General features: G+C 59.7%; 17 protein-coding genes, 1 tRNA gene and 1 pseudogene. 5 read left to right on the top strand and 14 right to left on the bottom strand.

Going from position 1 to position 21,856, the window contains the following annotated elements; all coding sequences use genetic code 11:
• Positions 1–13 precede the first annotated feature (13 nt).
• From queE to nadA, 4 genes are all read left to right on the top strand, one after another.
• Positions 14–661 carry a 7-carboxy-7-deazaguanine synthase QueE gene (gene queE / locus IAI51_RS18330; RefSeq protein ID WP_008080230.1) on the top strand — a complete coding sequence of 216 codons (648 nt, stop codon included), beginning with the start codon at positions 14–16 and terminating at the stop codon, positions 659–661.
• A 1-nt stretch (position 662) separates the two neighbouring features.
• Positions 663–1,355, top strand: coding sequence for a 7-cyano-7-deazaguanine synthase QueC (queC, locus tag IAI51_RS18325; protein WP_187679764.1), 693 nt, complete (start codon positions 663–665; stop codon positions 1,353–1,355).
• 62 nt (positions 1,356–1,417) lie between these two features.
• Positions 1,418–1,493 (top strand) — tRNA-Lys (locus tag IAI51_RS18320).
• Positions 1,494–1,764: 271 nt separating this feature from the next.
• Positions 1,765–2,823 carry a quinolinate synthase NadA gene (gene nadA, locus IAI51_RS18315; protein WP_042560632.1) on the top strand — a complete coding sequence of 353 codons (1,059 nt, stop codon included), beginning with the start codon at positions 1,765–1,767 and terminating at the stop codon, positions 2,821–2,823.
• 87 nt (positions 2,824–2,910) lie between these two features.
• On the opposite strand, the gene IAI51_RS18310 is transcribed toward nadA, so the two are convergent.
• From IAI51_RS18310 to arcD (IAI51_RS18255), 12 genes are all read right to left on the bottom strand, one after another.
• A complete protein-coding gene (locus IAI51_RS18310; RefSeq protein WP_187679763.1) occupies positions 2,911–3,399 on the bottom strand; it encodes an RDD family protein in 489 nt (162 codons plus the stop codon).
• A 98-nt stretch (positions 3,400–3,497) separates the two neighbouring features.
• Complete coding sequence (locus tag IAI51_RS18305; RefSeq protein ID WP_003227496.1) at positions 3,498–3,710, bottom strand: cold-shock protein; 213 nt, start codon at positions 3,708–3,710, stop codon at positions 3,498–3,500.
• A 403-nt stretch (positions 3,711–4,113) separates the two neighbouring features.
• The gene (gene gcvT / locus IAI51_RS18300; RefSeq protein WP_187679762.1) at positions 4,114–5,238 is read right to left on the bottom strand and encodes a glycine cleavage system aminomethyltransferase GcvT; all 1,125 of its coding nucleotides are present in this window, start codon (positions 5,236–5,238) and stop codon (positions 4,114–4,116) included.
• 51 nt (positions 5,239–5,289) lie between these two features.
• Positions 5,290–6,666 carry an L-serine ammonia-lyase gene (locus tag IAI51_RS18295; RefSeq protein ID WP_187679761.1) on the bottom strand — a complete coding sequence of 459 codons (1,377 nt, stop codon included), beginning with the start codon at positions 6,664–6,666 and terminating at the stop codon, positions 5,290–5,292.
• 199 nt (positions 6,667–6,865) lie between these two features.
• Positions 6,866–9,718: an aminomethyl-transferring glycine dehydrogenase gene (gene gcvP / locus IAI51_RS18290; RefSeq protein ID WP_187679760.1), complete on the bottom strand. Its 2,853-nt coding sequence runs from the start codon at positions 9,716–9,718 to the stop codon at positions 6,866–6,868.
• An 11-nt stretch (positions 9,719–9,729) separates the two neighbouring features.
• Positions 9,730–10,113 (bottom strand): glycine cleavage system protein GcvH, encoded by a 384-nt coding sequence (gene gcvH / locus IAI51_RS18285; protein ID WP_187679759.1) that lies wholly within the window; start codon positions 10,111–10,113, stop codon positions 9,730–9,732.
• A gap of 329 nt (positions 10,114–10,442) precedes the next feature.
• A complete protein-coding gene (locus tag IAI51_RS18280) occupies positions 10,443–11,951 on the bottom strand; it encodes a sigma-54-dependent transcriptional regulator (RefSeq protein WP_187679758.1) in 1,509 nt (502 codons plus the stop codon).
• 245 nt (positions 11,952–12,196) lie between these two features.
• Positions 12,197–12,559, bottom strand: a complete 363-nt coding sequence (locus tag IAI51_RS18275; RefSeq protein ID WP_187679757.1) for a DUF5064 family protein — start codon at positions 12,557–12,559, stop codon at positions 12,197–12,199.
• Between the two features lie 62 nt (positions 12,560–12,621).
• Positions 12,622–13,551, bottom strand: coding sequence for a carbamate kinase (gene arcC / locus IAI51_RS18270; protein WP_187679756.1), 930 nt, complete (start codon positions 13,549–13,551; stop codon positions 12,622–12,624).
• Between the two features lie 153 nt (positions 13,552–13,704).
• Entirely contained in the window at positions 13,705–14,715 is a 1,011-nt protein-coding gene (locus tag IAI51_RS18265) for an ornithine carbamoyltransferase (RefSeq protein ID WP_187679755.1), read from the bottom strand.
• 95 nt (positions 14,716–14,810) lie between these two features.
• Positions 14,811–16,067, bottom strand: a complete 1,257-nt coding sequence (gene arcA, locus IAI51_RS18260; protein ID WP_187679754.1) for an arginine deiminase — start codon at positions 16,065–16,067, stop codon at positions 14,811–14,813.
• A gap of 35 nt (positions 16,068–16,102) precedes the next feature.
• Complete coding sequence (gene arcD / locus IAI51_RS18255; RefSeq protein WP_187679753.1) at positions 16,103–17,530, bottom strand: arginine-ornithine antiporter; 1,428 nt, start codon at positions 17,528–17,530, stop codon at positions 16,103–16,105.
• Between the two features lie 433 nt (positions 17,531–17,963).
• Between arcD (IAI51_RS18255) and arcD (IAI51_RS18250) the strand changes: the two genes are divergently transcribed.
• Complete coding sequence (arcD, locus tag IAI51_RS18250; RefSeq protein ID WP_187679752.1) at positions 17,964–19,391, top strand: arginine-ornithine antiporter; 1,428 nt, start codon at positions 17,964–17,966, stop codon at positions 19,389–19,391.
• Between the two features lie 195 nt (positions 19,392–19,586).
• Here the strand turns inward: arcD (IAI51_RS18250) and IAI51_RS18245 are convergent, their stop codons facing one another.
• Entirely contained in the window at positions 19,587–20,933 is a 1,347-nt protein-coding gene (locus IAI51_RS18245; protein ID WP_187679751.1) for a CoA transferase, read from the bottom strand.
• A 195-nt stretch (positions 20,934–21,128) separates the two neighbouring features.
• Positions 21,129–21,656, bottom strand: a pseudogene (locus IAI51_RS28325) (methyl-accepting chemotaxis protein); the annotation flags it as partial.
• Between the last annotated feature and the right edge of the window lie 200 nt (positions 21,657–21,856).

Genomic DNA, 21,856 nt, shown 5'->3' with positions numbered 1-21,856 from the left:
GCCCGTGGCGACTATGCAAGACACATTGAGAATCACCGAAGTTTTCTACTCTTTGCAGGGGGAAACGCGGACTGCCGGGCTGCCCACTGTTTTTGTGCGTCTGACCGGTTGCCCTTTGCGTTGCCAATACTGCGACAGTGCCTATGCGTTCAGTGGCGGCACCGTCCGCACCCTCGACGATATCCTCGAGCAAGTAGCCGGATTCCGTCCGCGCTATGTATGCGTCACCGGCGGTGAGCCGCTGGCACAGCCTAATGCCATTCCTTTACTCAAGCAGTTGTGTGATGCCGGTTACGAGGTGTCGCTGGAAACCAGCGGTGCTCTTGACGTTTCCGCTGTCGATCCGCGCGTCAGTCGCGTAGTCGACCTGAAAACACCGGGCTCGAAAGAAGCGCATCGCAACCGTTACGAGAATATCGAACTGCTGACTCCCAACGATCAGGTGAAGTTTGTCATCTGCTCGCGGGAAGACTACGACTGGGCCGTTTCCAAGTTGATCCAGTACGGACTCGACCGACGTGCCGGTGAAGTCCTGTTCTCGCCAAGTCACCACGACTTGAATGCGCGGGATCTGGCAGATTGGGTCGTAGCGGATAACCTGCCGGTACGCCTGCAATTGCAGCTGCATAAATATCTTTGGAATGACGAGCCGGGGCGCTGATATGACTGAGCAACTTAACACCACCGAAAAACGCGCAGTCATTTTGCTGTCTGGCGGCCTCGACTCTGCGACTGTCGTAGCCATGGCTCGCGCCGAGGGCTATAGCTGCTACACGATGAGCTTCGATTACGGTCAGCGTTCGCACGCCGAATTGCACGCTGCTGCACGTGTTGCCCGCGACCTAGGTGTGATCGAGCACAAGGTGATCGGTCTGAATCTGAACGGCATGGGCGGTTCGGCCCTGACGGACACCAGCATCGAGATTCCTGAAGAGCTGGGCGAGGGCATCCCGGTGACTTACGTGCCGGCGCGCAATACCGTTTTCCTGTCGCTGGCACTGGGTTGGGCTGAAGTGCTTGGCGCCCGTGACATCTTTATTGGTGTGAATGCGGTGGATTATTCCGGTTATCCGGATTGCCGTCCCGAGTTTATCGAATCCTTCGAGCGCATGGCCAATCTGGCGACCAAGGCGGGGGTTGAAGGCAATGGCTTTCGCATTCAGGCGCCATTGCAGAGCCTGAGCAAGGCGCAGATCGTCCAGGCGGGCGTGAAGCTCGGCGTCGATTATGGCCTCACCGTTTCCTGCTATCAGGCCGATGATAATGGCCGTGCTTGCGGTAAATGCGACAGCTGCCGCCTGCGTGCGGAAGGCTTTGCGGCGGCCGGCGTGAGCGATCCAACACCTTATTTTTGATTATTTTCAAAAAGGTGTTGAATAGTCCTTAAAAATCAGTATTATACGCGCCACCACACAGCGGGTCGTTAGCTCAGTTGGTAGAGCAGTTGGCTTTTAACCAATTGGTCGTAGGTTCGAATCCCACACGACCCACCATATTTGGCGGTTTAGAAAATCCGGAAGGCCCACGAAAGTGAGGATTTCCGGGTTTTTTTTTGCCTGCGATTCGGGTGCGCGTTCTATCGGTGCTGCCGGCGCTGACACAGGTCAGAATCATCTTTTGTATCAACCGGATATTCTGTAGCCTTGCGCAGCTTCAACGCTGTCCGTGCCTGATAAAACTCACTCTCCCGGCGGTACCCACAAGGGGTCCGGAGCCGGGTGTATACTCGACTTTCGCGCGAAAGCGCCTGCAGGTCTTGCGAACATGACGCAGATTTCCGAACGCCTTCTGGTTCAAGCTCACCTCGACGCGAAACAGCCCAAACCGCTGACCGCCGAGGAAGAGGCTTATTACCGTTCTGCCATCGCCGCCGAGCTCAAGGCTCAGGACGCGGTGCTGGTGGCCCACTTTTATTGCGATCCGGTGATTCAGGCTTTGGCCGAAGAAACCGGCGGCTGTGTCTCCGACTCCCTGGAAATGGCCCGCTTTGGCAACGCTCATCCGGCCAAGACCGTGGTGGTCGCCGGCGTGAAGTTCATGGGTGAGACCGCGAAGATTCTCAATCCGGAAAAACGTGTGCTGATGCCGACCCTGGAAGCGACGTGCTCTCTGGATCTGGGTTGTCCGGTAGACGAGTTCTCGGCGTTCTGCGATCAGCATCCGGAACGCACGGTGGTGGTTTACGCCAACACCTCTGCCGCCGTGAAAGCCCGGGCCGACTGGGTGGTGACGTCGAGTTGCGCACTGGAGATTGTCGAAAGCCTGATGGACAACGGCGAAACCATCATCTGGGGGCCGGACAAACACCTGGGCACCTACATTCAGCGCAAGACCGGCGCCGACATGCTGCTCTGGGACGGTGCCTGCATCGTCCACGAAGAGTTCAAATCCAAACAGCTCGAAGACATGAAGGCGTTGTACCCGGATGCAGCGATTCTGGTGCACCCAGAGTCGCCGACGGCGGTGATCGAACTGGCGGATGCCGTCGGTTCCACCAGTCAATTGATCGCTGCTGCCCAGAGTCTGCCGAACAAGACCCTGATCGTCGCCACCGACCGTGGCATCTTCTACAAGATGCAGCAGCTGTGCCCGGACAAGGTCTTCATCGAGGCGCCAACCGCCGGTAACGGCGCTGCGTGCCGCAGTTGCGCACATTGCCCGTGGATGGCCATGAACACCCTTGAGCGCACGCTCAAGAGCTTGAAGGAAGGGACGAACGAGATCTTTGTTGATCCGGCGTTGATTCCGCAGGCGATTCGGCCGTTGAAGCGCATGCTGGATTTCACCCAGGCTGCGCGGATGAAGCTGGCCGGTAACGCTTAAGCGCAAAAGCAAAAGATCGCAGCCTGCGGCAGGTCCTACAGAAATCGTTGTAGGCGCTGCCGCAGGCTGCGATCTTTTTTATGGGCGCTACTTTTGTTTCTTCGGAATCCTCACCACGCGAGTATCGGAATAGATGTCTTGCCACGTGCGCTTCTGCTTGTCATAGAGCGACCAGAAGAATCCCAGGCCGACGCACAGCCATGAAGCAATCGATACCATAAACCGCAACAGCGCCTGCCACAGGCTGATCGCCGTGCCGTTGGCGTTCTGCACACGAATGCCCCACACCTGCATGCCCAGCGTCTGACCGCCATGGGTCCAGAATTTGGCGAAGAAGGCAAACAGCACCAAGAGCAATACGGTGGAATACAGCGGATCGCCGTCCAGTTGCCCGGCATCGGTCATCGCGCGCAGACGTTCTTCGCCGATGATCGCCGCCTGGATGAGCTTGTAAATGAAGCCGGTCACGATCAGCAGGGCGGTGCACAACAGAAAGTCATAGAACATCGCAGCCAGACGACGGCCAAGGCCAGCGGGAGGAAAGTCGCCTTGGGGCGTGAGCAGGTGTTTCGACATGGCGGCCTCTGGACGCGAAATGAAGCGCCATTTTACGGATTCGCGCGCACAAAAAAGCCCCTGATATCAATATCAGGGGCTTTTTCGTTACAGAAGGATCAAGCTTCTGCTTGTACTTCGTCAGCCTGCATGCCTTTCTGGCCTTGCACAGCAACGAAAGTCACTTTCTGGCCTTCTTTCAGGCTTTTGAAGCCGTTGCCCTGAATGGCGCGGAAATGCACGAACAGATCCGGACCGCTTTCTGGAGTGATAAAACCAAAACCTTTCTCGTCGTTAAACCACTTGACGGTACCGCTCTGACGTGTGGACATTTCTTATTTCCTTTGACGCATAAATTGATGACAGTCTCTTTCTCATGAAAGAGTACTGGGGCTGGTTGCAGGAGAGTAAGAAGACGTCGAACGGGATGTAGCTAACTTGTAGGCTACTGCCCAGGTCACGATTCCAAGCTGACCCATGCAAACACAGTGGATAAACTCTACGCCAACTACGTGAGAAAAAACAAGCCCCGTGAGGGCCCCGGTTTTGTTGCGCTTGCTGGCAGTTAGTCAGTTCACTAGTGCGGCTTAGACGATTAGCTTTTTCAAAAGTTTTCGAACGTTATAAGCAAAGTTCATATTCGAATCAGTTGTTAGAAAATGCACTTTTTTGTGGCGATTGCGTTACACATTAGTGCACGCATAACGCAATCGCGTTACTTATAGAAACAGCCAATCAACCACGATAGTAGCGTTGCGGAACAAATGGCATTTTGCTTACAAGCATTTGCACCTTTTTCCCACGGACGATGGCCCAGACGGGCGTTTCGAGAGTGACATAAGCGCTGTCGAGGTAACCCATCGCCAATGGGCCGCCCAGTGTCGGGCCGAAGCCGCCGCTGCACACGCTGCCGATGATCTCGTCGGCTTCGTTGACGATTTCTGCGCCTTCACGCACCGGCGTGCGTTCCTGCGGCAGCAGGCCGACACGTTTGCGCGCGACGCCGTTCTGTTGTTGAGCAAAAACCTGCTCCGCCCCAGGGAAACCGCCGGCCCGCGCGCCGTCTGCACGGCGCGGCTTGGAAATCGCCCACAGCAGGCTGGCTTCGATTGGCGTGGTCTCGGTGTTCATGTCGTGGCCGTAGAGGCACAGGCCGGCTTCCAGACGCAGCGAGTCGCGCGCGCCGAGGCCGATGGCCTGGACTTCCGGTTCGGCCAACAGGGCGCGAGCGAGTTTTTCCGCATCGGCGGCCGGCACCGAGATTTCGAAACCGTCTTCACCGGTGTAGCCAGAACGGCTGACAAAGCAGTCCACGCCCAACAGGTTCACGCGGTTGAACTGCATGAAGGTCATCTTCGCCACGTCAGGAGCAAGGCGCGCCAGCACGGTCACTGCGGCCGGACCTTGCAGGGCGAGCAGGGCGCGCTCTTCGAACAGCGCCGTAATGGTGCACTGATCGCCGATGTGTTTTCGCAAGTGAGCCAGATCCTGATCCTTGCACGCAGCGTTCACTACGAGGAACAGCTCATCGTTACCGAGGTTGGCGACCATCAGGTCATCGAGGATGCCACCGCTCTCGTTGGTGAACATCGCGTAACGCTGCATGCCCACTGGCAGGTCGATGATGTCCACCGGCACCAGGGTTTCCAGGGCTTTGGCGGCGTTGGCGCCGGTCAGACGGATCTGGCCCATGTGCGAAACATCAAACAGCCCGGCTTGCTCACGGGTGTGCTGGTGCTCCTTCATCACGCCGAGTGGGTATTGCACCGGCATGTCGTAGCCGGCGAACGGCACCATGCGGGCGCCGAGTTCGATGTGCAGAGCGTGCAGCGGGGTTTTCGACAGTTGTTCGGTGGACATGCGGAACTCCTTGATTCACACCAACCCTCTCCCGGAGGGAGAAGGGGCTAATTAGCATTCGATAATGTTGACCGCCAGACCGCCGCGAGCGGTCTCTTTGTATTTGCTTTTCATGTCGGCGCCGGTCTGGCGCATGGTGCGGATAACTTTGTCGAGGGAGACGAAATGTTGACCGTCGCCACGCATGGCCATGCGCACCGCGTTTATCGCTTTCACCGAGCCCATGGCATTGCGCTCGATGCACGGCACTTGCACCAACCCGCCAATCGGGTCGCAGGTCAGGCCGAGGTTGTGTTCCATGCCGATTTCCGCCGCGTTCTCGACTTGCTGCACGCTGCCGCCGAGCACTTCGCACAACGCCCCGGCGGCCATTGAACACGCCACACCGACCTCGCCCTGACAGCCGACTTCAGCACCGGAAATCGAAGCGTTTTCCTTGTACAGAATGCCTATGGCGGCGGCGGTCAGCAGAAATCGCACGACACCGTCATCGGTGGAACCGGGGATAAAGCGCATGTAGTAATGCAGCACGGCCGGAATGATCCCGGCCGCGCCGTTGGTTGGCGCGGTGACCACGCGTCCGCCATTGGCGTTTTCTTCGTTGACCGCCAGCGCGTAGAGATTGACCCAGTCGAGCACCGACAGCGGATCACGCAACGCCGACTCCGGGTTCTTGCACAGTTGCCGATGCAGCGCTGCCGCGCGACGTTTGACTTTCAAACCGCCCGGCAAGATGCCTTCGTTACGACAACCAGCAGCCACGCAGTCCTGCATCACTTGCCAGATCTTCAGCAGACCGGCACGGGTTTCAGCTTCCGGGCGCCAGGCGCTTTCGTTGGTCAGCATCACCTGGCTGATCGACAGACCGTAAGTGCTGCAATGCGTGAGCAAGTCCTTGGCGCTTTTGAACGGAAAAGTCAGCGGCGTGGCGTCTTCGACGATGCGGTCGGCACCGGCCGCGTCCTCATCGACAACAAAACCACCGCCGACCGAGTAGTACTCGCGGCTGCGGATCTGAATGCCCGCCGCGTCGAACGCGCGGAAAATCATGCCGTTGGGGTGATAGGCCAGCGGCTTGCGGATCATCGCCAGATGTTCTTTTTCGTTGAACGCGATGCTGTGTTCACCGAGCAGATTCAAGCGGCCGCTGCCGCGAATGTCTTGCAGACGGGCAGCGACGGTTTCGGTGTCGACGGTGTCCGGGTGTTCGCCTTCAAGGCCGAGCAACACGGCTTTGTCGCTGCCGTGCCCCTTGCCGGTGGCCCCGAGCGAGCCGTACAGCTCGACTCGAACGCTGGCGGTGGTGGTCAGCAGGTTTTCACGACGCAAGCCTTCGGCGAAGCGCGCGGCTGCGCGCATCGGGCCGACGGTGTGGGAACTGGAGGGGCCGATGCCAATCTTGAACAGGTCGAACACGCTTAACGACATGAGTGGTTCTCCGGTTTCTTTTTATAGGAATTGGCGGATTTTGCAGCTGACCGCATTCCCTTGTAGGAGTGAGCCTGCTCGCGATAGCGGTGTGTCAGATAACAGTAATGTCGACTAATACACCACTATCGCGAGCAGGCTCACTCCTACAGGGGATCTGCGGTGTGTGCGGGATCAGCAAAACTGATCCCGCACTGTTTTAAGCGTAGCTTTCGATCGACGGGCAGGCGCAGACCAGATTGCGGTCGCCGAACACGTTGTCGACGCGACCGACCGGCGGCCAGTACTTGCCTTCGATCAACGAGGCCACCGGGTACACGGCTTGCTCGCGGCTGTACGGGTGAGTCCACTCGCCAACCAGTTCGGCTGCGGTGTGTGGCGCGTTTTTCAGCGGGTTGTCGTCCTTGTCCAAGGTGCCGTTTTCCACTGCGCGGATTTCTTCGCGGATGCGGATCATGGCGTCGCAGAAGCGGTCCAGTTCTTCCTTGGATTCGCTTTCGGTCGGCTCGATCATCAGCGTGCCGGCGACCGGGAACGACATGGTCGGGGCGTGGAAGCCAAAGTCGATCAGGCGCTTGGCAACGTCATCAACGCTGATGCCGCTGCTGTCTTTCAGTGGACGCAGATCGAGGATGCACTCGTGCGCCACCAGACCGTTGCTGCCGGTGTACAGCACTGGATAGTGCTCTTCGAGGCGACGGGAAATGTAGTTGGCATTGAGGATCGCCAACTGCGAAGCACGCTTGAGACCAGCGCCGCCCATCATGCGGATGTACATCCAGGTGATTGGCAGAATGCTCGCGCTGCCGAACGGTGCCGCGCAGACCGCGCCTTCTTTACGCTCCATGGTGCCGTGACCCGGCAGGAACGGCGTCAGGTGCGACTTGACGCCGATCGGGCCGACGCCCGGGCCGCCACCGCCGTGGGGGATGCAGAAGGTTTTGTGCAGGTTCAGGTGCGAGACGTCGCCACCGAACTTGCCCGGGGCGCAGAGACCGACCATCGCGTTCATGTTGGCGCCATCGATGTAAACCTGGCCGCCGTTGTCATGGATGATCCCGCAGATTTCACGGATGCCTTCTTCGAACACGCCGTGAGTCGACGGGTAGGTGATCATCAGCGCAGCGAGGTGTTCGCGGTGCTCGATGGCTTTGGCGCGCAGGTCTTCGATGTCGACGTTGCCGCGAGCGTCGCACGCGGTCACGACCACACGCATGCCAGCCATGTTGGCGGTGGCCGGGTTGGTGCCGTGGGCGGACGACGGGATCAGGCAAATGTCGCGACGGTCATCGCCACGGCTCTGGTGATAGGCGCGGATGGCCAGCAGGCCAGCGTATTCACCTTGCGAACCGGCGTTCGGTTGCAGCGAGATCGAGTCGTAACCGGTGGCGGCGCAGAGCATCGCTTCCAGTTCATCGGTCAGTTGCTGATAACCGGCGCTTTGTGCGGCCGGGGCGAACGGGTGCAGGGCACCGAATTCAGCCCAAGTCACCGGGATCATTTCGCTGGCAGCGTTGAGTTTCATGGTGCACGAACCCAGCGGGATCATGGTGCGATCCAGTGCCAGATCTTTGTCCGCCAGTTTGCGCAGGTAGCGCATCAGCTCGGTTTCCGAGTGATAACGGTTGAACACCGGGTGGCTGAGGATCGGCGACTGACGAACCAGCGCAGCTGGGATGGTGCTCTGCACCGAAGCGGCGAGGGCGGCGAAGTCCGGCAGGGTCTTGCCGTCGGCAAACACGCTCCACAGAGTTTCGATGTCAGCCTGCGTGGTGGTTTCGTCGACCGACAGACCGACACGCTGAGCATCGACGACGCGCAGGTTGATCTGCTGGGCGTGAGCCTTGTCGTGCAGCGCAGCGGTTTGCGCGCCGGTGGTCAGCGTCAGGGTGTCGAAGAAGCTTTCCTGCTCGACGTTCAAGCCCAGCGCGGTCAGGCCCTTGGCCAGAATCGCGGTCAGGTGATGCACGCGGTTGGCGATCTGGGTCAGGCCTTTCGGGCCGTGGTAGACGGCGTACATGCTGGCGATGTTGGCCAGCAGCACTTGCGCGGTGCAGATGTTCGACGTGGCCTTCTCGCGGCGGATGTGTTGCTCGCGGGTCTGCATCGCCAGACGCAGGGCCGGCTTGCCGAAACGGTCAACCGACACACCGACCAGACGGCCCGGCATGTCGCGCTTGAACGCATCTTTAGTCGAGAAGTAAGCCGCGTGCGGGCCACCGAAGCCCAGCGGCACACCGAAGCGTTGTGCGCTGCCGATGGCGACGTCCGCGCCGAACTCGCCCGGAGCGGTCAGCAGGGTCAGAGCCAGGAGGTCGGCAGCCACGGCCACCAGAGCGTTGGCGGCGTGGAAGCGTTCGGTCAGTTCGCGGTAGTCGAACACATCACCGTTGCTCGCCGGGTATTGCAGCAGGGCGCCGAAGAACGGGGTGACGTCGGTCAGTTCACGCTCATCGCCGACAACCACGTCGATGCCCAGCGGCTCGGCACGGGTGCGCAGCACGTCGAGGGTTTGCGGGTGGCTGTGGATCGAGGCGAAGAACTGGTGGCTGCCCTTGTTCTTGCTCAGGCGTTTGCAGAAGGTCATGGCTTCGGCAGCGGCGGTGGCTTCGTCGAGCAAGGATGCGTTGGCGATCGGCAGGCCGGTGAGGTCGCTGATCAGGGTCTGGAAGTTCAGCAGCGCTTCGAGACGGCCCTGGGAGATTTCTGGCTGGTACGGCGTGTAAGCGGTGTACCAGGCCGGGTTTTCCAGGAGGTTGCGCAGGATCGGCGACGGCGTGTGGCAGTTGTAGTAGCCCTGGCCGATGTAGGTCTTGAACAGTTGGTTCTTGCCAGCGATGGATTTGATCATCGCCAGTGCATCGGCTTCGCTCAGGCCGTCGTCCATGCCGAGTACGCTGGTGCCCTTGATGCTTTCCGGGATGACGCTGGCGCTCAGGGCTTCGAGTGAGTCGAAGCCGAGGCTGTTGAGCATGGCTTGCTCGTCACCGGCGCGCGGGCCGATGTGACGGGCGATGAATTCGTTGGCGGTGCCGAGATTTACTTGGGTCATGTCGCTACTCCTCAGGCTTCGGCTTGGGCTTTGATCAGACGGTCGTAAGCGTCTTGATCCAGCAGTTTGCCGACAGCGGCGGCGTCGGATGGCTGGAAGCGGAAGAACCAGCCTTCGCCCAGTGGATCTTCGTTGACCAGTTCAGGGCTGTCTTCAAGCGCCGGGTTCACTTCCAGCACTTCGCCGTCGAGGGGCATGTACACGCCGCTGGCGGCTTTTACCGATTCCACGGTGGCGGCTTCGGCGCCTTTGTCGTAGGACTGCAGCTCAGGCAGTTGCACGAATACCACGTCGCCCAGGGCGTTCTGCGCAAAAGCGGTGATGCCGACAGTAACGCTGCCGTCAGCTTCAGTGCGCAGCCATTCGTGATCTTCAGTAAAACGCAACTCGCTCATGGAAACTCCTCAGGGGCCGGACTCGTCCGGTGGACGCGGTGGAAGGCTTGGGCAATAAAGCCCTTATTTATGAGCGGTTGATTAGCAAGAACGCGGCCAAGGTTTATTTATTGTTTTAAATCAATGGCTTGAGTGTTTATTTGGAAAGGGTGATTGATGCGTGCGTAGCGAAATCGCTACAGCATAGGGCGAGGAAAAAAGCTGAAGCGGATCAAAGCCTTGCACAGCGGTGGCTGGAGGAGGGTGTATCGATATCGTTCCGCTGTAGCGCTTTCAGTACAGATGGAGGTCGCTTTTGAACGGATTTCGAATCCGTTACATAACCGTGTTCAGGGTTTGTTGGGAATGCCGTATTTGCGCAGTCGATGGGCGATGGCGGTGTGCGAGGTCTGCAGGCGGCTGGCCAGTTGGCGGGTCGAGGGGTAGCTGACGTAGAGTTTTTCCAGCAGCGATCTTTCGAAGGACTCGACGGCTTGTTCGAGGCTGTCGACATCGCTGTCGGTCTGCCGGGCCACCGAGGTGCCGGCGATGTCGAGGTCGCCGATGTCGACGAGGCTGCTTTCGCAGATCGCAGCGGCGCGGAAGATCACGTTCTGCAATTGCCGTACGTTGCCCGGCCAGCGGTTGCCGAGCAGCGCCGGATAGGTGCCGGGGGCGAGGCGGCAGACCGGGCGCTGGATCTGCGCGCAGGCCTGCTGCATGAAATAACGCGCCAACAACAGAATGTCCTGACCCCGTTCACGCAGCGGCGGCACTTCGACGTTAAGCACGTTGAGGCGGTAGAACAGGTCTTCGCGGAACAGGCCTTCGCTGACCATTTTTTCCAGGTCGCGGTGGGTCGCGCTGAGAATGCGCACGTTGACCTTCACCTCGCGATCACCGCCGACCCGACGGAAACTGCCGTCATTCAAAAAACGCAGCAACTTGGCCTGCAAGTACGGCGACATCTCGCCGATCTCGTCGAGGAACACCGTGCCCTGGTTGGCCAGTTCCATCAGCCCCGGTTTGCCACCGCGCGCGGCACCTGTGAAGGCGCCGGGGGCGTAGCCGAACAGTTCGCTCTCGGCGAGGTTCTCCGGCAGGGCCGCGCAGTTCAGGGCCAGAAACGGCGCACTGTGCCGCGTACTGATGGCGTGGCAGGCGCGGGCGACCAGTTCTTTACCGGTGCCGGTTTCGCCTTGAATCAGCAGCGGTGCATCGAGTGCGGCAACGCGTTGCGCGCGGGCCTTGAGGGTGCGGATCGCCGGGGATTCGCCGAGCAACGCATCGAAACCTTCGGCGTGGTCATGATGCAGCGCCGAGAGTTGTTCGCCGATGCGGTTTGGTTGATACAGGGTGAGCAGGGCGCCGGCGTCGGTAATCGGCGTGGCATCGAGCAGCAGGGTCTGGCCGTTGACGGTGATCTCGCGCAGCGGCAGGCGGAAGCCTTGCTCGAGCAAGGTGTCGAGCAGGCCGGGGTCATTGAACAGTTCCGCGACACTTTCGCCCGCCGGTTCGCGACCGTATAGCGCGATCAATGCCGGGTTGGCCAATAGCACCTTGCCGGCGCTGTCGAGAGCGAGCACCGGGTCAGTCATCGCCGCGAGCAAGGCGTCGAGCTGCAAGTGCCGACGCTGGCCGGGGAGAATGTCGACCACCGTCACCGCTTCCACGCCGAGCACACGAAACAGCGCATCCTTGAGTTCTTCGAGCACTTGCGGGCTGAGCGTTGGCGCGTCGATGTAGACGTTCGGCGGGATCATTTCCACCGCATCCAGATTGAGGTTGCGCCCACCGAGGATAGCCAGGACTTCCTGGGTGATGCCGACGCGGTCGATGAAGCTGACGTGGATACGCATGGGGCGGTTCAGTGTTCTGCAGTGCGGAGGGTGGCAAGTATGCCTTAAATCAAAAGCACCCTCACCCCAGCCCTCTCCCAAGGGGAGAGGGAGCTGACCGAGGTGTCTCGGGTTTGACATCGACCTGGAAGAGACAGTCGATTATGGATTCGGTAAAGCAGGATCAGGTCGGCGTAACTCTGCAGCATCCCCCAATCAATCCCCTCTCCCTTTGGGAGAGGGCTAGGGTGAGGGGCTTTTGAGGGTTATTCGAAGTGCTCAAGATTGACCGGGTCGCCGGATTTCATGTCCAGCTGCTTACGGATGTCTTCAAACATCATGTCGTAATGCTTGTGCACCGAACCGATCTGACTGTGAGTCTTGGGAATGCCGTACTGCTCGGCGATTTTCGTCACGTTGTTGGCAAAGTTGTAGGCCTCCTCCTTGGGCAGGAAGAAGGTCTCTTTCATGTCCTTTTCCTGAAGTGTGCCATGCATCGTGAACTGGATGCCTTTGCCTTTTTGCGGATCGGTGAACACTTCATAGTCGAGGCACACGTTGTAGCTGACATCATCCGGGGTCAACGCATGTCGCTCAATGTGCAAATGACCAGGTTCAAACTGGGCCATGGGTTTCTCCTTTCAAGGCATGGGAGAAGGGCAGACCCTGCATCTGCCCTCGGAGTTTCTAATTATCGATAGGTGATACCAGGCTTGGCAGTACTGACCCGTGTGCCGGCAGTACCCTGGACAATCGCTTCGATGTCCGCCAGCGAGCCGATCACCGCGACCTTGCCAGTATGGCGCGCGAATTCACAAGCTGCCTGCACCTTCGGTCCCATGGAGCCGGCGGCGAAACCGAGGCGTTCGAGTTCGTCCGGGTGCGCCTCTGCGATGGCTTTCTGTGTGGGTTTGCCGAAGTCGATGAAGGCAGCGTTGACGTCGGTGGCAATCACCAGCAACTCCGCTTCCAGTTGTTCAGCCAGCAGCGAGGAGCACAGATCCTTGTCGATCACCGCCTCGATGCCCTTGAGGTGGCGGTTCTCGTCGTACATGGTCGGAATGCCGCCGCCACCGGCGCAGATGACGATGCTGCCCTTGTCCAGCAGCCACTTGATCGGGCGGATCTCGAAGATGCGCTTCGGCCTCGGGCTGGCTACTACACGGCGGTACTTGTCGCCGTCAGGAGCGATGGCCCAGCCTTTTTCAGCGGCGAGTTTTTCCGCTTCAGCCTTGTCGTAGACCGGGCCGATGGGTTTGGTCGGGTTCTTGAAGGCCGGGTCGTTGGCGTCGACTTCGACCTGGGTCAGCAGGGTGGCGAACGGCACTTCGAAGTCCAGCAGGTTGCCCAGCTCCTGTTCGATGATGTAGCCGATCATGCCTTCGGTTTCGGCACCGAGCACGTCCAGCGGGTAAGGGGTGACGGAGGTGTAGGCTGCCGCTTGCAGCGACAGCAGGCCGACTTGCGGGCCATTGCCGTGGGCGATGACCAGTTGATTGCCGGGATGGATCTTGGCGATTTGCTCGGTGGCGATGCGGATGTTGGCGCGCTGATTGTCAGCGGTCATCGGTTCACCACGGCGGAGCAGGGCGTTACCGCCCAACGCTACGACGATACGCATGGTGCATGTCCTTCTGGAAAACAGTGATTTGTTGATCGTTCCCACGCGCTGCGTGGGAATGCCGCCACTGACGCTCCGCGTCCGCTGTGACGCAGAGCGTCACGGGATGCATTCCCACGCGGGAGCGTGGGAACGATCACGGGTCAGCAGTGGTTAAAGATCAGCCAGCGCCGACACCAGAATTGCCTTGATGGTGTGCATGCGGTTTTCCGCTTGCTCGAAGGCAATGTTGGCCGGGGATTCGAACACGTCTTCTGTCACTTCGACGCCATTGGCCAAGTTTGGATAGCGTGCGGCAATGTCTTTGCCGACCTTGGTTTCGCTGTTATGGAACGCCGGCAGGCAGTGCATGAATTTCACGCGTGGGTTGCCGGAGGCTTTCATCATTTTGCTGTTGACCTGGTACGGCAGCAGTTGCTCGATACGCTCGTCCCACGCTTCGACCGGCTCGCCCATCGATACCCAGATGTCGGTGTGAATGAAGTCGACGCCTTTGACCGCTTCTTTCGGATCTTCGGTAATGGTGATGCGCGCGCCGCTTTCTTCGGCGAATTCTTTGCATTGCGCGATGAAGTCAGCGTGCGGCCACAGTGCTTTCGGTGCAGCGATGCGCACGTCCATGCCGAGTTTGGCGCCGATCATCAGCAGCGAGTTGCCCATGTTGTAGCGGGCGTCGCCGAGGTAGGCGTAGCTGATCTCGTGCATCGGTTTGTCGCTGTGTTCGCGCATGGTCAGCACGTCGGCGATCATTTGCGTCGGATGGAATTCGGCGGTCAGACCGTTGAACACCGGCACTCCGGCGAACTTGGCCAGCTCTTCGACGATTTCCTGTTCGAAGCCACGGTACTCGATGGCATCAAACATCCGGCCGAGTACGCGGGCGGTGTCTTTCATGCTTTCTTTGTGGCCGATCTGCGACGACACGGGGTCAATGTAGGTGACGTGAGCGCCTTGGTCGTGCGCCGCGACTTCGAAGGCGCAACGGGTGCGGGTCGAGGTTTTTTCGAAGATCAGCGCGATGTTCTTGCCTTGCAGGTGTGGACGCTCGGTGCCGGTGTATTTGGCGCGTTTGAGGTCGCGGGACAGGTCGATCAGGTAGTTGATCTCGCGAGTGGTGTGGTGCATCAAACTCAGCAAGCTGCGGTTGCGCATATTAAAAGCCATGATGGATCTCCTTGCCCGACACTGTGAAAGCTACTGCAGGCTGTGCGCCTTCGGCGCTACGCTTTCACAGCGTCGGGTCGTCATTAGTCAAAAAATCAATAGTCGATCGGATCGCGGATGATCGGGCAGGTCATGCAGTGGCCGCCGCCACGGCCACGGCCCAGTTCCCCGGCGCTGATGGTGATGACCTCTACGCCAGCCTTGCGCAGCAGGGTGTTGGTGTAGGTGTTGCGGTCGTAACCGATGACCACGCCCGGCTCCACGGCGACGACGTTGTTACCGTCGTCCCATTGCTCGCGTTCGGCGGCGAAGCTGTTGCCGCCGGTTTCCACCACGCGCAGCTTCGGCAGGTTGAGGGCGGCAGCCACGGTGTCGAGGAAGCTCGATTCTTCGCGGCGGATGTCGATGCCGCCCTGTTTGCTTTCGTCAGGTCGCAGGGTGAAGGCGACGATCTGGTTGACCACTTCCGGGAAAATCGTCACCAGGTCGCGGTCGCAGAAGCTGAACACGGTGTCCAGGTGCATCGCCGCGCGAGACTTTGGCAGACCGGCAACGATGACTTTTTCCACGGCTTTGTTCTTGAACAGGTTCAGCGCCAGTTGGCCGATGGCCTGACGGGATGAGCGCTCGCCCATGCCGATCAACACCACACCGTTGCCGATCGGCATCACGTCGCCGCCTTCAAGTGTGGAGTTGCCGTGATCCTTGTCCGGGTCGCCGTACCAGATCTCGAAATCGGCGTTGGTGAACTGCGGGTGGAATTTGTAGATGGCCGTGGCCAGCAGGGTTTCCTGACGACGCGCCGGCCAGTACATCGGGTTCAGCGTCACGCCGCCGTAGATCCAGCACGTGGTGTCGCGGGTGAACTGAGTGTTCGGCAGCGGTGGCAGGATGAAGCTGGAGTGGCCGAGGAAGTCGCGGAACATCTGGATGGTCTTGCCGCCGAAGCTGTCCGGCAGGTCATCGGCGGAGACGCCGCCAATCAGAAACTCGGCGATGTGCCGTGGTTCAAGGCTTTTCAGCCAGGATTTCACCTCGCTGATCAGGCCCAGGCCCACCGAATCGGCGGTGACCTTGCGATCGAGAATCCAGTCCAGTGCTTCGGGGATGGCGACGATGTCGGTCAGCAGGTTGTGCATTTCCAGCACATCGATCCCGCGTTCACGCATCTTGGTGACGAAGTCGAAGTGGTCGCGCTTGGCCTGGGCGACCCACAGCACATCGTCGAACAGCAGTTCATCGCAGTTGTTCGGGGTCAGGCGCTGATGGGCCAGACCAGGGGAGCAGACCATGACTTTGCGCAGTTTGCCGGCTTCGGAATGTACGCCGTACTTAACTTTTTCCGTGGTCATTGCAGTGATCCTCCAGATAACTAATCAATCAGGTGTTACAGAGTCAGGAAGCCGTCATACAGTCCGTAGGCCGCGACCAGCGCGCCCACAACCACTGCGGCGAAAATCAGCTTCTCGACGTTGGTGAAAACCGCTTGCTTGAGTTCGAGCTTGGCCTTGGCGAACAGGAACGCGCCGGGGGCATAGAGCAGGGCCGAGAGCAGCAGGTATTTGATGCCGCCGGCGTACAGCAGCCAGATCGCGTAGATCAGGGCGATCCCGCCGATGATCAGATCCTTGCGCCGCTCGGCCGCGAAGCCTTCGTAGGTTTCGCCGCGCACCGCCAGCAGTACGGCATAGGCCGCCGACCACAGGTACGGCACCAGAATCATCGAGGTGGCGAGGTAGATCAGCGACAGGTAAGTGCTGGCCGAGAACAGGGTGATGATCAGGAAAATCTGCACCATCGCGTTGGTCAGCCAGAGGGCGTTGACCGGCACGTGGTTGGCGTTCTCCTTGCGCAGGAACTCCGGCATGGTGTGGTCTTTGGCGGCGGCAAACATGATCTCCGCACACAGCAACACCCACGACAACAGCGCCCCCAGCAGCGAGATGATCAGACCGACGCTGATCAGCACCGCGCCCCAGTGACCGACCACATGCTCAAGCACGGCGGCCATCGACGGGTTCTGCAGTTTGGCCAGCTCTGGCTGAGTCATGATGCCCAGCGACAGCACGTTCACCAGCACCAGAAACAGCAGCACGGTGATGAAGCCGATCACGGTGGCCTTGCCCACGTCGGAGCGTTTTTCCGCCCGGGCCGAGAAGATGCTCGCGCCTTCGATGCCGATGAACACCCACACGGTGACCAGCATCATGTTGCGCACCTGATTCATCACACTGCCCAGATCAGGGTTTTTCACACCCCAGATGTCAGCGGTGAAGATATCCAGTTTGAACGCGAAGAACGCGATCATCACGAACAGCAGCAGTGGCACCACCTTGGCGACCGTGGTCACCAGGTTGATGAATGCCGCTTCCTTGATCCCGCGCAGCACCAGGAAATGCACGGCCCACAGCAGCACGGAGGCGCCAATCACCGCAGCGACGGTGTTGCCTTCGCCGAAAGCCGGAAAGAAATAACCGAGGGTGCTGAATAACAGAACGAAGTAACCGACGTTGCCCAGCCAGGCACTGATCCAGTAACCCCAGGCCGAGGAAAAACCCATGTAATCGCCGAACCCGGCCTTGGCGTAGGCGTACACGCCGCCGTCCAGGTCAGGCTTGCGATTGGCGAGGGTTTGAAAGACAAAAGCGAGGGTGAGCATGCCGACGGCGGTGATGGCCCAACCGATCAGTACCGCGCCGACGTCGGCGCTGGCGGCCATGTTTTGTGGCAAAGAGAATATCCCGCCACCGATCATTGATCCGACGACCAAGGCAACCAGTGCACCTAATCGTAGTTTTCCGGGAGCTTCAGACATTGCATGACTCCATTGCAGGAGAGAAGAGTTCACAGCGTAGTTCTGTTGACTGATCAAACTACTGACTTAGATCAGTGCATAGGCACATTCCATTGTTAATGAATGACTTATGAAGCGCCTGATGGCATAAAGCGACTGCCTGAAAGGCCCATTCCAGAGGCTTTCGGCGATGGATTTTGGAATTGCTCCTATAACTTTCGAACTATCACCCTAGTTCTTTTTCAGGTTTTGGCAAATTTCCTCATCTGTTTTCAGTACAGAATCGAATAATCAGAATCAGCAAATAAAGCGACTATCCGTGTTAAGCATTAGCGTCATTGGCTATATATAACAGGCGTTAATTGGCGTTATTCAATAAACGTACTTACGCTTTATCCGTTTAGTTAAAAGCAACATCTTGTGAGGCGTGCCAGAGTTGGAAAGGGAGACTGGAATGTCGCAACCTGCGCAAAAGCTGCAACTGGGTGCGTTGATCGCCCTGGTAGTGGGGTCGATGATTGGCGGGGGGATTTTCTCCCTGCCGCAAAACATGGCGGCACGGGCCGATGCCGGGGCGATTTTGATCGGTTGGGGCATCACCGCGATCGGCATGTTGACCCTTGCTTTCGTGTTCCAGACCCTGGCCAATCGCAAGCCCGAACTGGACTCGGGGGTGTACGCCTACGCCAAGGCCGGGTTTGGCGACTACATGGGGTTCTCGTCGGCGTGGGGTTACTGGATCAGCGCCTGGCTGGGCAACGTCGGCTATTTCGTCCTGCTCTTCAGCACCCTCGGCTACTTCTTTCCGGTGTTCGGCCAGGGCAACACACCGGTTGCCATTGGCTGCGCCTCGTTGTTGCTGTGGGCCGTGCATTTTCTGGTGATGCGCGGGATTAAGGAGGCGACGTTTATCAACCAGGTGACCACCGTGGCCAAGATCGTGCCGCTGATCATGTTCATCGTCATCGCTGCCGTGGCGTTCAAGGCTGACGTTTTTACCCGCGATATCTGGGGCCGCAGCAACCCGAGTTTCGGCGGGGTGATGGATCAGGTGCGCAACATGATGCTGGTGACAGTGTTTGTGTTCATCGGCATCGAAGGCGCCAGCGTGTACTCGGCGCGGGCGCAGAAGCGCAGTGACGTCGGCCGTGCCACGGTGATCGGATTTATCGGCGTGCTGGCGTTGCTGGTGCTGGTCAACGTGCTGTCGCTGGGGATCATGAGCCAGCCGGAACTGGCCAACCTGCAGAACCCCTCGCTGGCGGCGGTGCTGGAACATATCGTCGGGCCGTGGGGCGCGCTGCTGATCAGCCTCGGGCTGGCGGTTTCACTGCTCGGGGCGTTGTTGTCGTGGGCGTTGTTGTGCGCCGAAATCCTTTTCGCCACGGCCCGGGACAACACCATGCCGGCGTTCCTGAAAAAGGAAAACGCCAATCATGTGCCGGTCAATGCGTTGTGGCTGACCAACGTGATGATCCAGATTTTTCTGCTGATCACGCTGTTCTCGGCAGGCACTTACACCAGCCTGATCTACCTCGCCTCTTCGATGATTCTGGTGCCGTATCTGTGGTCGGCTGCCTACGCCGTGCTGTTGAGTGGGCGCGGCGAAACCTACGAACACGCCTCGGCCGAACGCACCAAGGATCTGCTGATCGGTGGCATCGCCCTGTGTTATGCGGTTTGGTTGTTGTACGCCGGCGGGGTGAAGTATTTGCTGTTGTCGGCGTTGCTGTATGCACCGGGGGTGATCCTGTTTGCCAAGGCCAAGCATGAGCAGGGTCAGCCGTTGTTCACCACGGTCGAGAAGGGGATTTTTACCTGCGTGATCATTGGGGCAGGGCTGGCGGCTTATGGGTTGTACAGCGGGGTGTTGTCGTTGTGAGGTTTCAAGCGGCGCGGCATTGGTCGGCATCGACGGCGAATCTGGTGGCGCAGGTGTTGTGGGCATCTTTGAGCCGGGCTGATTGATCAGGTTTTTGTGCCGGCCGAACTGCCCTCTTCGCGAGCAGGCTCGCTGCCACATTTGAAATGCGTCCCTCCTGTGGGAGAGAGCTTGCTCGCGAAAGCGGTCAGAAGGTCACCACCGTGGTCGATGTGAACCCAATTCAGTGGCCGGCAACGCCCACCGTACCGGCGTCCCGCTGATCTTCACCGGCACCTGCAACCGGTGCGCAGGCCCCCACGGTGTCTGCTCAATCTCCAAGCTCTGATCCTGCTCATTCTCCGCTCGTAACGCCTCACTCGTCCCCGGCCCGTGCTCGATCAACAGTTTCGCGGTACGCGCCAGCGACAATCGTGCCGATCTGCCTCGACCACTGCGCAAACGCTCGGTCAGCAACTTGATCGCACTCGCCGCCATCAGATACCCGGTGGCAAGATCGAGCGCCTGCACCGGCAACGGCGTCGGCTTGTCAGCCTGCTTCCAGCGCTGTCCGGCCTCGGCGATGCCGCTGCTCATCTGCACCAGACTGTCGAAGCCGCGACGGTTCTGCCACGGCCCGCTCCAGCCATAGGCATTGAGGCAGACGTCGATCAGCCCCGGCGCCAGTTGCCGGCGACGTTCGACACCGAAGCCAAGGTGTTCCAGCGCATCGGCGCGGTAGCCGTGGAGCAGAATGTCGGCGTCCTTCAACAAGTTTTCGAACACCGCGCGATCCGCCGGATCATGCAGATCCAGTCGCGCGCAGCGTTTGCCCAGGGTGACTTCCGGCACCACGCCCGGTTCGTTCCAGGTCGGCGGATCGATGCGCAATACGTCAGCGCCAAACCCTGCAAGAAAACGGCTGGCGGTGGGCCCGGCGAGTACCCGCGTCAAGTCCAGCACCTTGATCCCGGCCAGCGGTTGCGCCACCGAGCCTTGCCACGGTTTGCGCTGTTCGTCCGCCTGATCAATGAGGTGCACCAGCGGCTCGGCATTCACCGCCAGCCCTTGCGGATGCTCTTGCCACTGCGCCCAACTGCGCATCTGGGCAGCGCAGCCCTTCGCGTCGACCACCGCTTGCTCCAGATCCTTGCTCGCCCATTGCGCGACTTTCGCCGCCATCGCTGCGCGGTCGGCACAGGCGCCGAGCACGCTTTCAGCGGCGGCGCGGTGATGAGGGGCGTTGGTGTGCAGGCGGATCCAGCCGTCGCGGGTCGCGTAGTCGCCAGCCACCGGATCCCACAACGGCGGCACCTCCCAGCCCATCGGGCGCAACGAGGTGGCGAACCAGAACGAGGCCAGACGCCGGTCGACTTCAACGCTTGGCAGGTGAGCGGTTTGTTGCTGGATCAGTTCGCTGATCGCTTGCCCGGCAGCGGCAATACTCGCGCAGGCCAGATCGGTGACGGCGAACGCCGAGGGGAGGGCGCCGCTGGCGGTGAACGGAACAGGCGTGTGCGACAAGCCGAGTGCGGCTTGAATGGACGTGAGTAAATCAGTCATCGAAGGCCCTCCGGAGCGAGAGGGCGATGATAGTGCAAAAACTCGTCGGGTCAGATGAAATCCCCGGTTGACTGGACGCTGCCCCCTGTGGGAGCTGGCTTGCCAGCGATTGCGGTGTGTCAGTCAATTCATGTATCGACTGATCCACCGACATCGCTGGCAAGCCAGCTCCCACAGGTTTTTGTGGTGTGGCGGTCAGACGCGGAACTGATCCATGAGCTTCATCTGCTGACTCGCCAAGGCATTGAGCTGGCTGCTGATCGCTGCCGATTCCGTGGCTTGCTCGGTCAAGGTTTCAGTCACGGTACGAATCGCCGAAACGTTGCGATTGACCTCTTCAGCCACCGCGCTCTGCTGTTCGGCGGCGCTGGCGATTTGCAGGTTCATGTCGCTGATCACCGTGACCGCATCGCTGATCTTGCCCAGCGCATCCACGGCCTGACGGATCTGCCCGGCGTTGTTGTGCGCCTGGGTCTGGCTCGAATGCATGGTCGCGACCACGCCGCGAGTACCGGTCTGGATCCGCTCGATGACCACGCGAATTTCCTCCACCGAGTCCTGCGTGCGCTTGGCCAGGTTGCGCACTTCGTCGGCGACCACGGCAAACCCGCGACCGCTTTCACCGGCACGGGCTGCTTCAATGGCGGCGTTGAGAGCGAGCAAATTGGTCTGTTCGGCGATGCTGCGGATCACTTCCAGCACCGAGCCTATCTGCTCGCTGTTGACTGCCAGCGCTTCGACTTCGGTCACCGCTTTGCTGACTTCATCGGCCAGTTGATTGATGTCGCGGGTGCTGCGCTCGATGATCGACATGCCGTCCTTGGCCGACTGGTCGGCACCTTTGGCGGCATTGGCTGCGTTCGACGCGCTGTTGGCAACGTCGTGGGCAGTGGCGCTCATTTCGTTGGAGGCGGTGGCAACCT

This window comes from Pseudomonas sp. N40(2020), from assembly GCF_014472415.1.
Classification (GTDB): Bacteria; Pseudomonadota; Gammaproteobacteria; order Pseudomonadales; family Pseudomonadaceae; genus Aquipseudomonas.
The sequence above is the reverse complement of the archived record's forward strand: the minus strand, read 5'-3'. Positions and strand labels throughout refer to the sequence as shown.

Coding starts and splice junctions, on each gene's coding strand:
- IAI51_RS18280 (WP_187679758.1), bottom strand. CDS start 11,951: ATGCGTATCCACGTCAGCTTCATCGACCGCGTCGGCATCACCCAGGAA.
- arcC (WP_187679756.1), bottom strand. CDS start 13,551: ATGCGTATCGTCGTAGCGTTGGGCGGTAACGCCCTGCTCCGCCGTGGT.
- gcvT (WP_187679762.1), bottom strand. CDS start 5,238: ATGTCCACCGAACAACTGTCGAAAACCCCGCTGCACGCTCTGCACATC.
- nadA (WP_042560632.1), top strand. CDS start 1,765: ATGACGCAGATTTCCGAACGCCTTCTGGTTCAAGCTCACCTCGACGCG.
- IAI51_RS18245 (WP_187679751.1), bottom strand. CDS start 20,933: ATGACTGATTTACTCACGTCCATTCAAGCCGCACTCGGCTTGTCGCAC.
- IAI51_RS18265 (WP_187679755.1), bottom strand. CDS start 14,715: ATGGCTTTTAATATGCGCAACCGCAGCTTGCTGAGTTTGATGCACCAC.
- IAI51_RS18295 (WP_187679761.1), bottom strand. CDS start 6,666: ATGTCGTTAAGCGTGTTCGACCTGTTCAAGATTGGCATCGGCCCCTCC.
- arcD (WP_187679753.1), bottom strand. CDS start 17,530: ATGTCTGAAGCTCCCGGAAAACTACGATTAGGTGCACTGGTTGCCTTG.
- IAI51_RS18275 (WP_187679757.1), bottom strand. CDS start 12,559: ATGGCCCAGTTTGAACCTGGTCATTTGCACATTGAGCGACATGCGTTG.
- gcvH (WP_187679759.1), bottom strand. CDS start 10,113: ATGAGCGAGTTGCGTTTTACTGAAGATCACGAATGGCTGCGCACTGAA.
- arcA (WP_187679754.1), bottom strand. CDS start 16,067: ATGACCACGGAAAAAGTTAAGTACGGCGTACATTCCGAAGCCGGCAAA.
- IAI51_RS18305 (WP_003227496.1), bottom strand. CDS start 3,710: ATGTCCACACGTCAGAGCGGTACCGTCAAGTGGTTTAACGACGAGAAA.
- IAI51_RS18310 (WP_187679763.1), bottom strand. CDS start 3,399: ATGTCGAAACACCTGCTCACGCCCCAAGGCGACTTTCCTCCCGCTGGC.
- queE (WP_008080230.1), top strand. CDS start 14: ATGCAAGACACATTGAGAATCACCGAAGTTTTCTACTCTTTGCAGGGG.
- gcvP (WP_187679760.1), bottom strand. CDS start 9,718: ATGACCCAAGTAAATCTCGGCACCGCCAACGAATTCATCGCCCGTCAC.
- queC (WP_187679764.1), top strand. CDS start 663: ATGACTGAGCAACTTAACACCACCGAAAAACGCGCAGTCATTTTGCTG.
- arcD (WP_187679752.1), top strand. CDS start 17,964: ATGTCGCAACCTGCGCAAAAGCTGCAACTGGGTGCGTTGATCGCCCTG.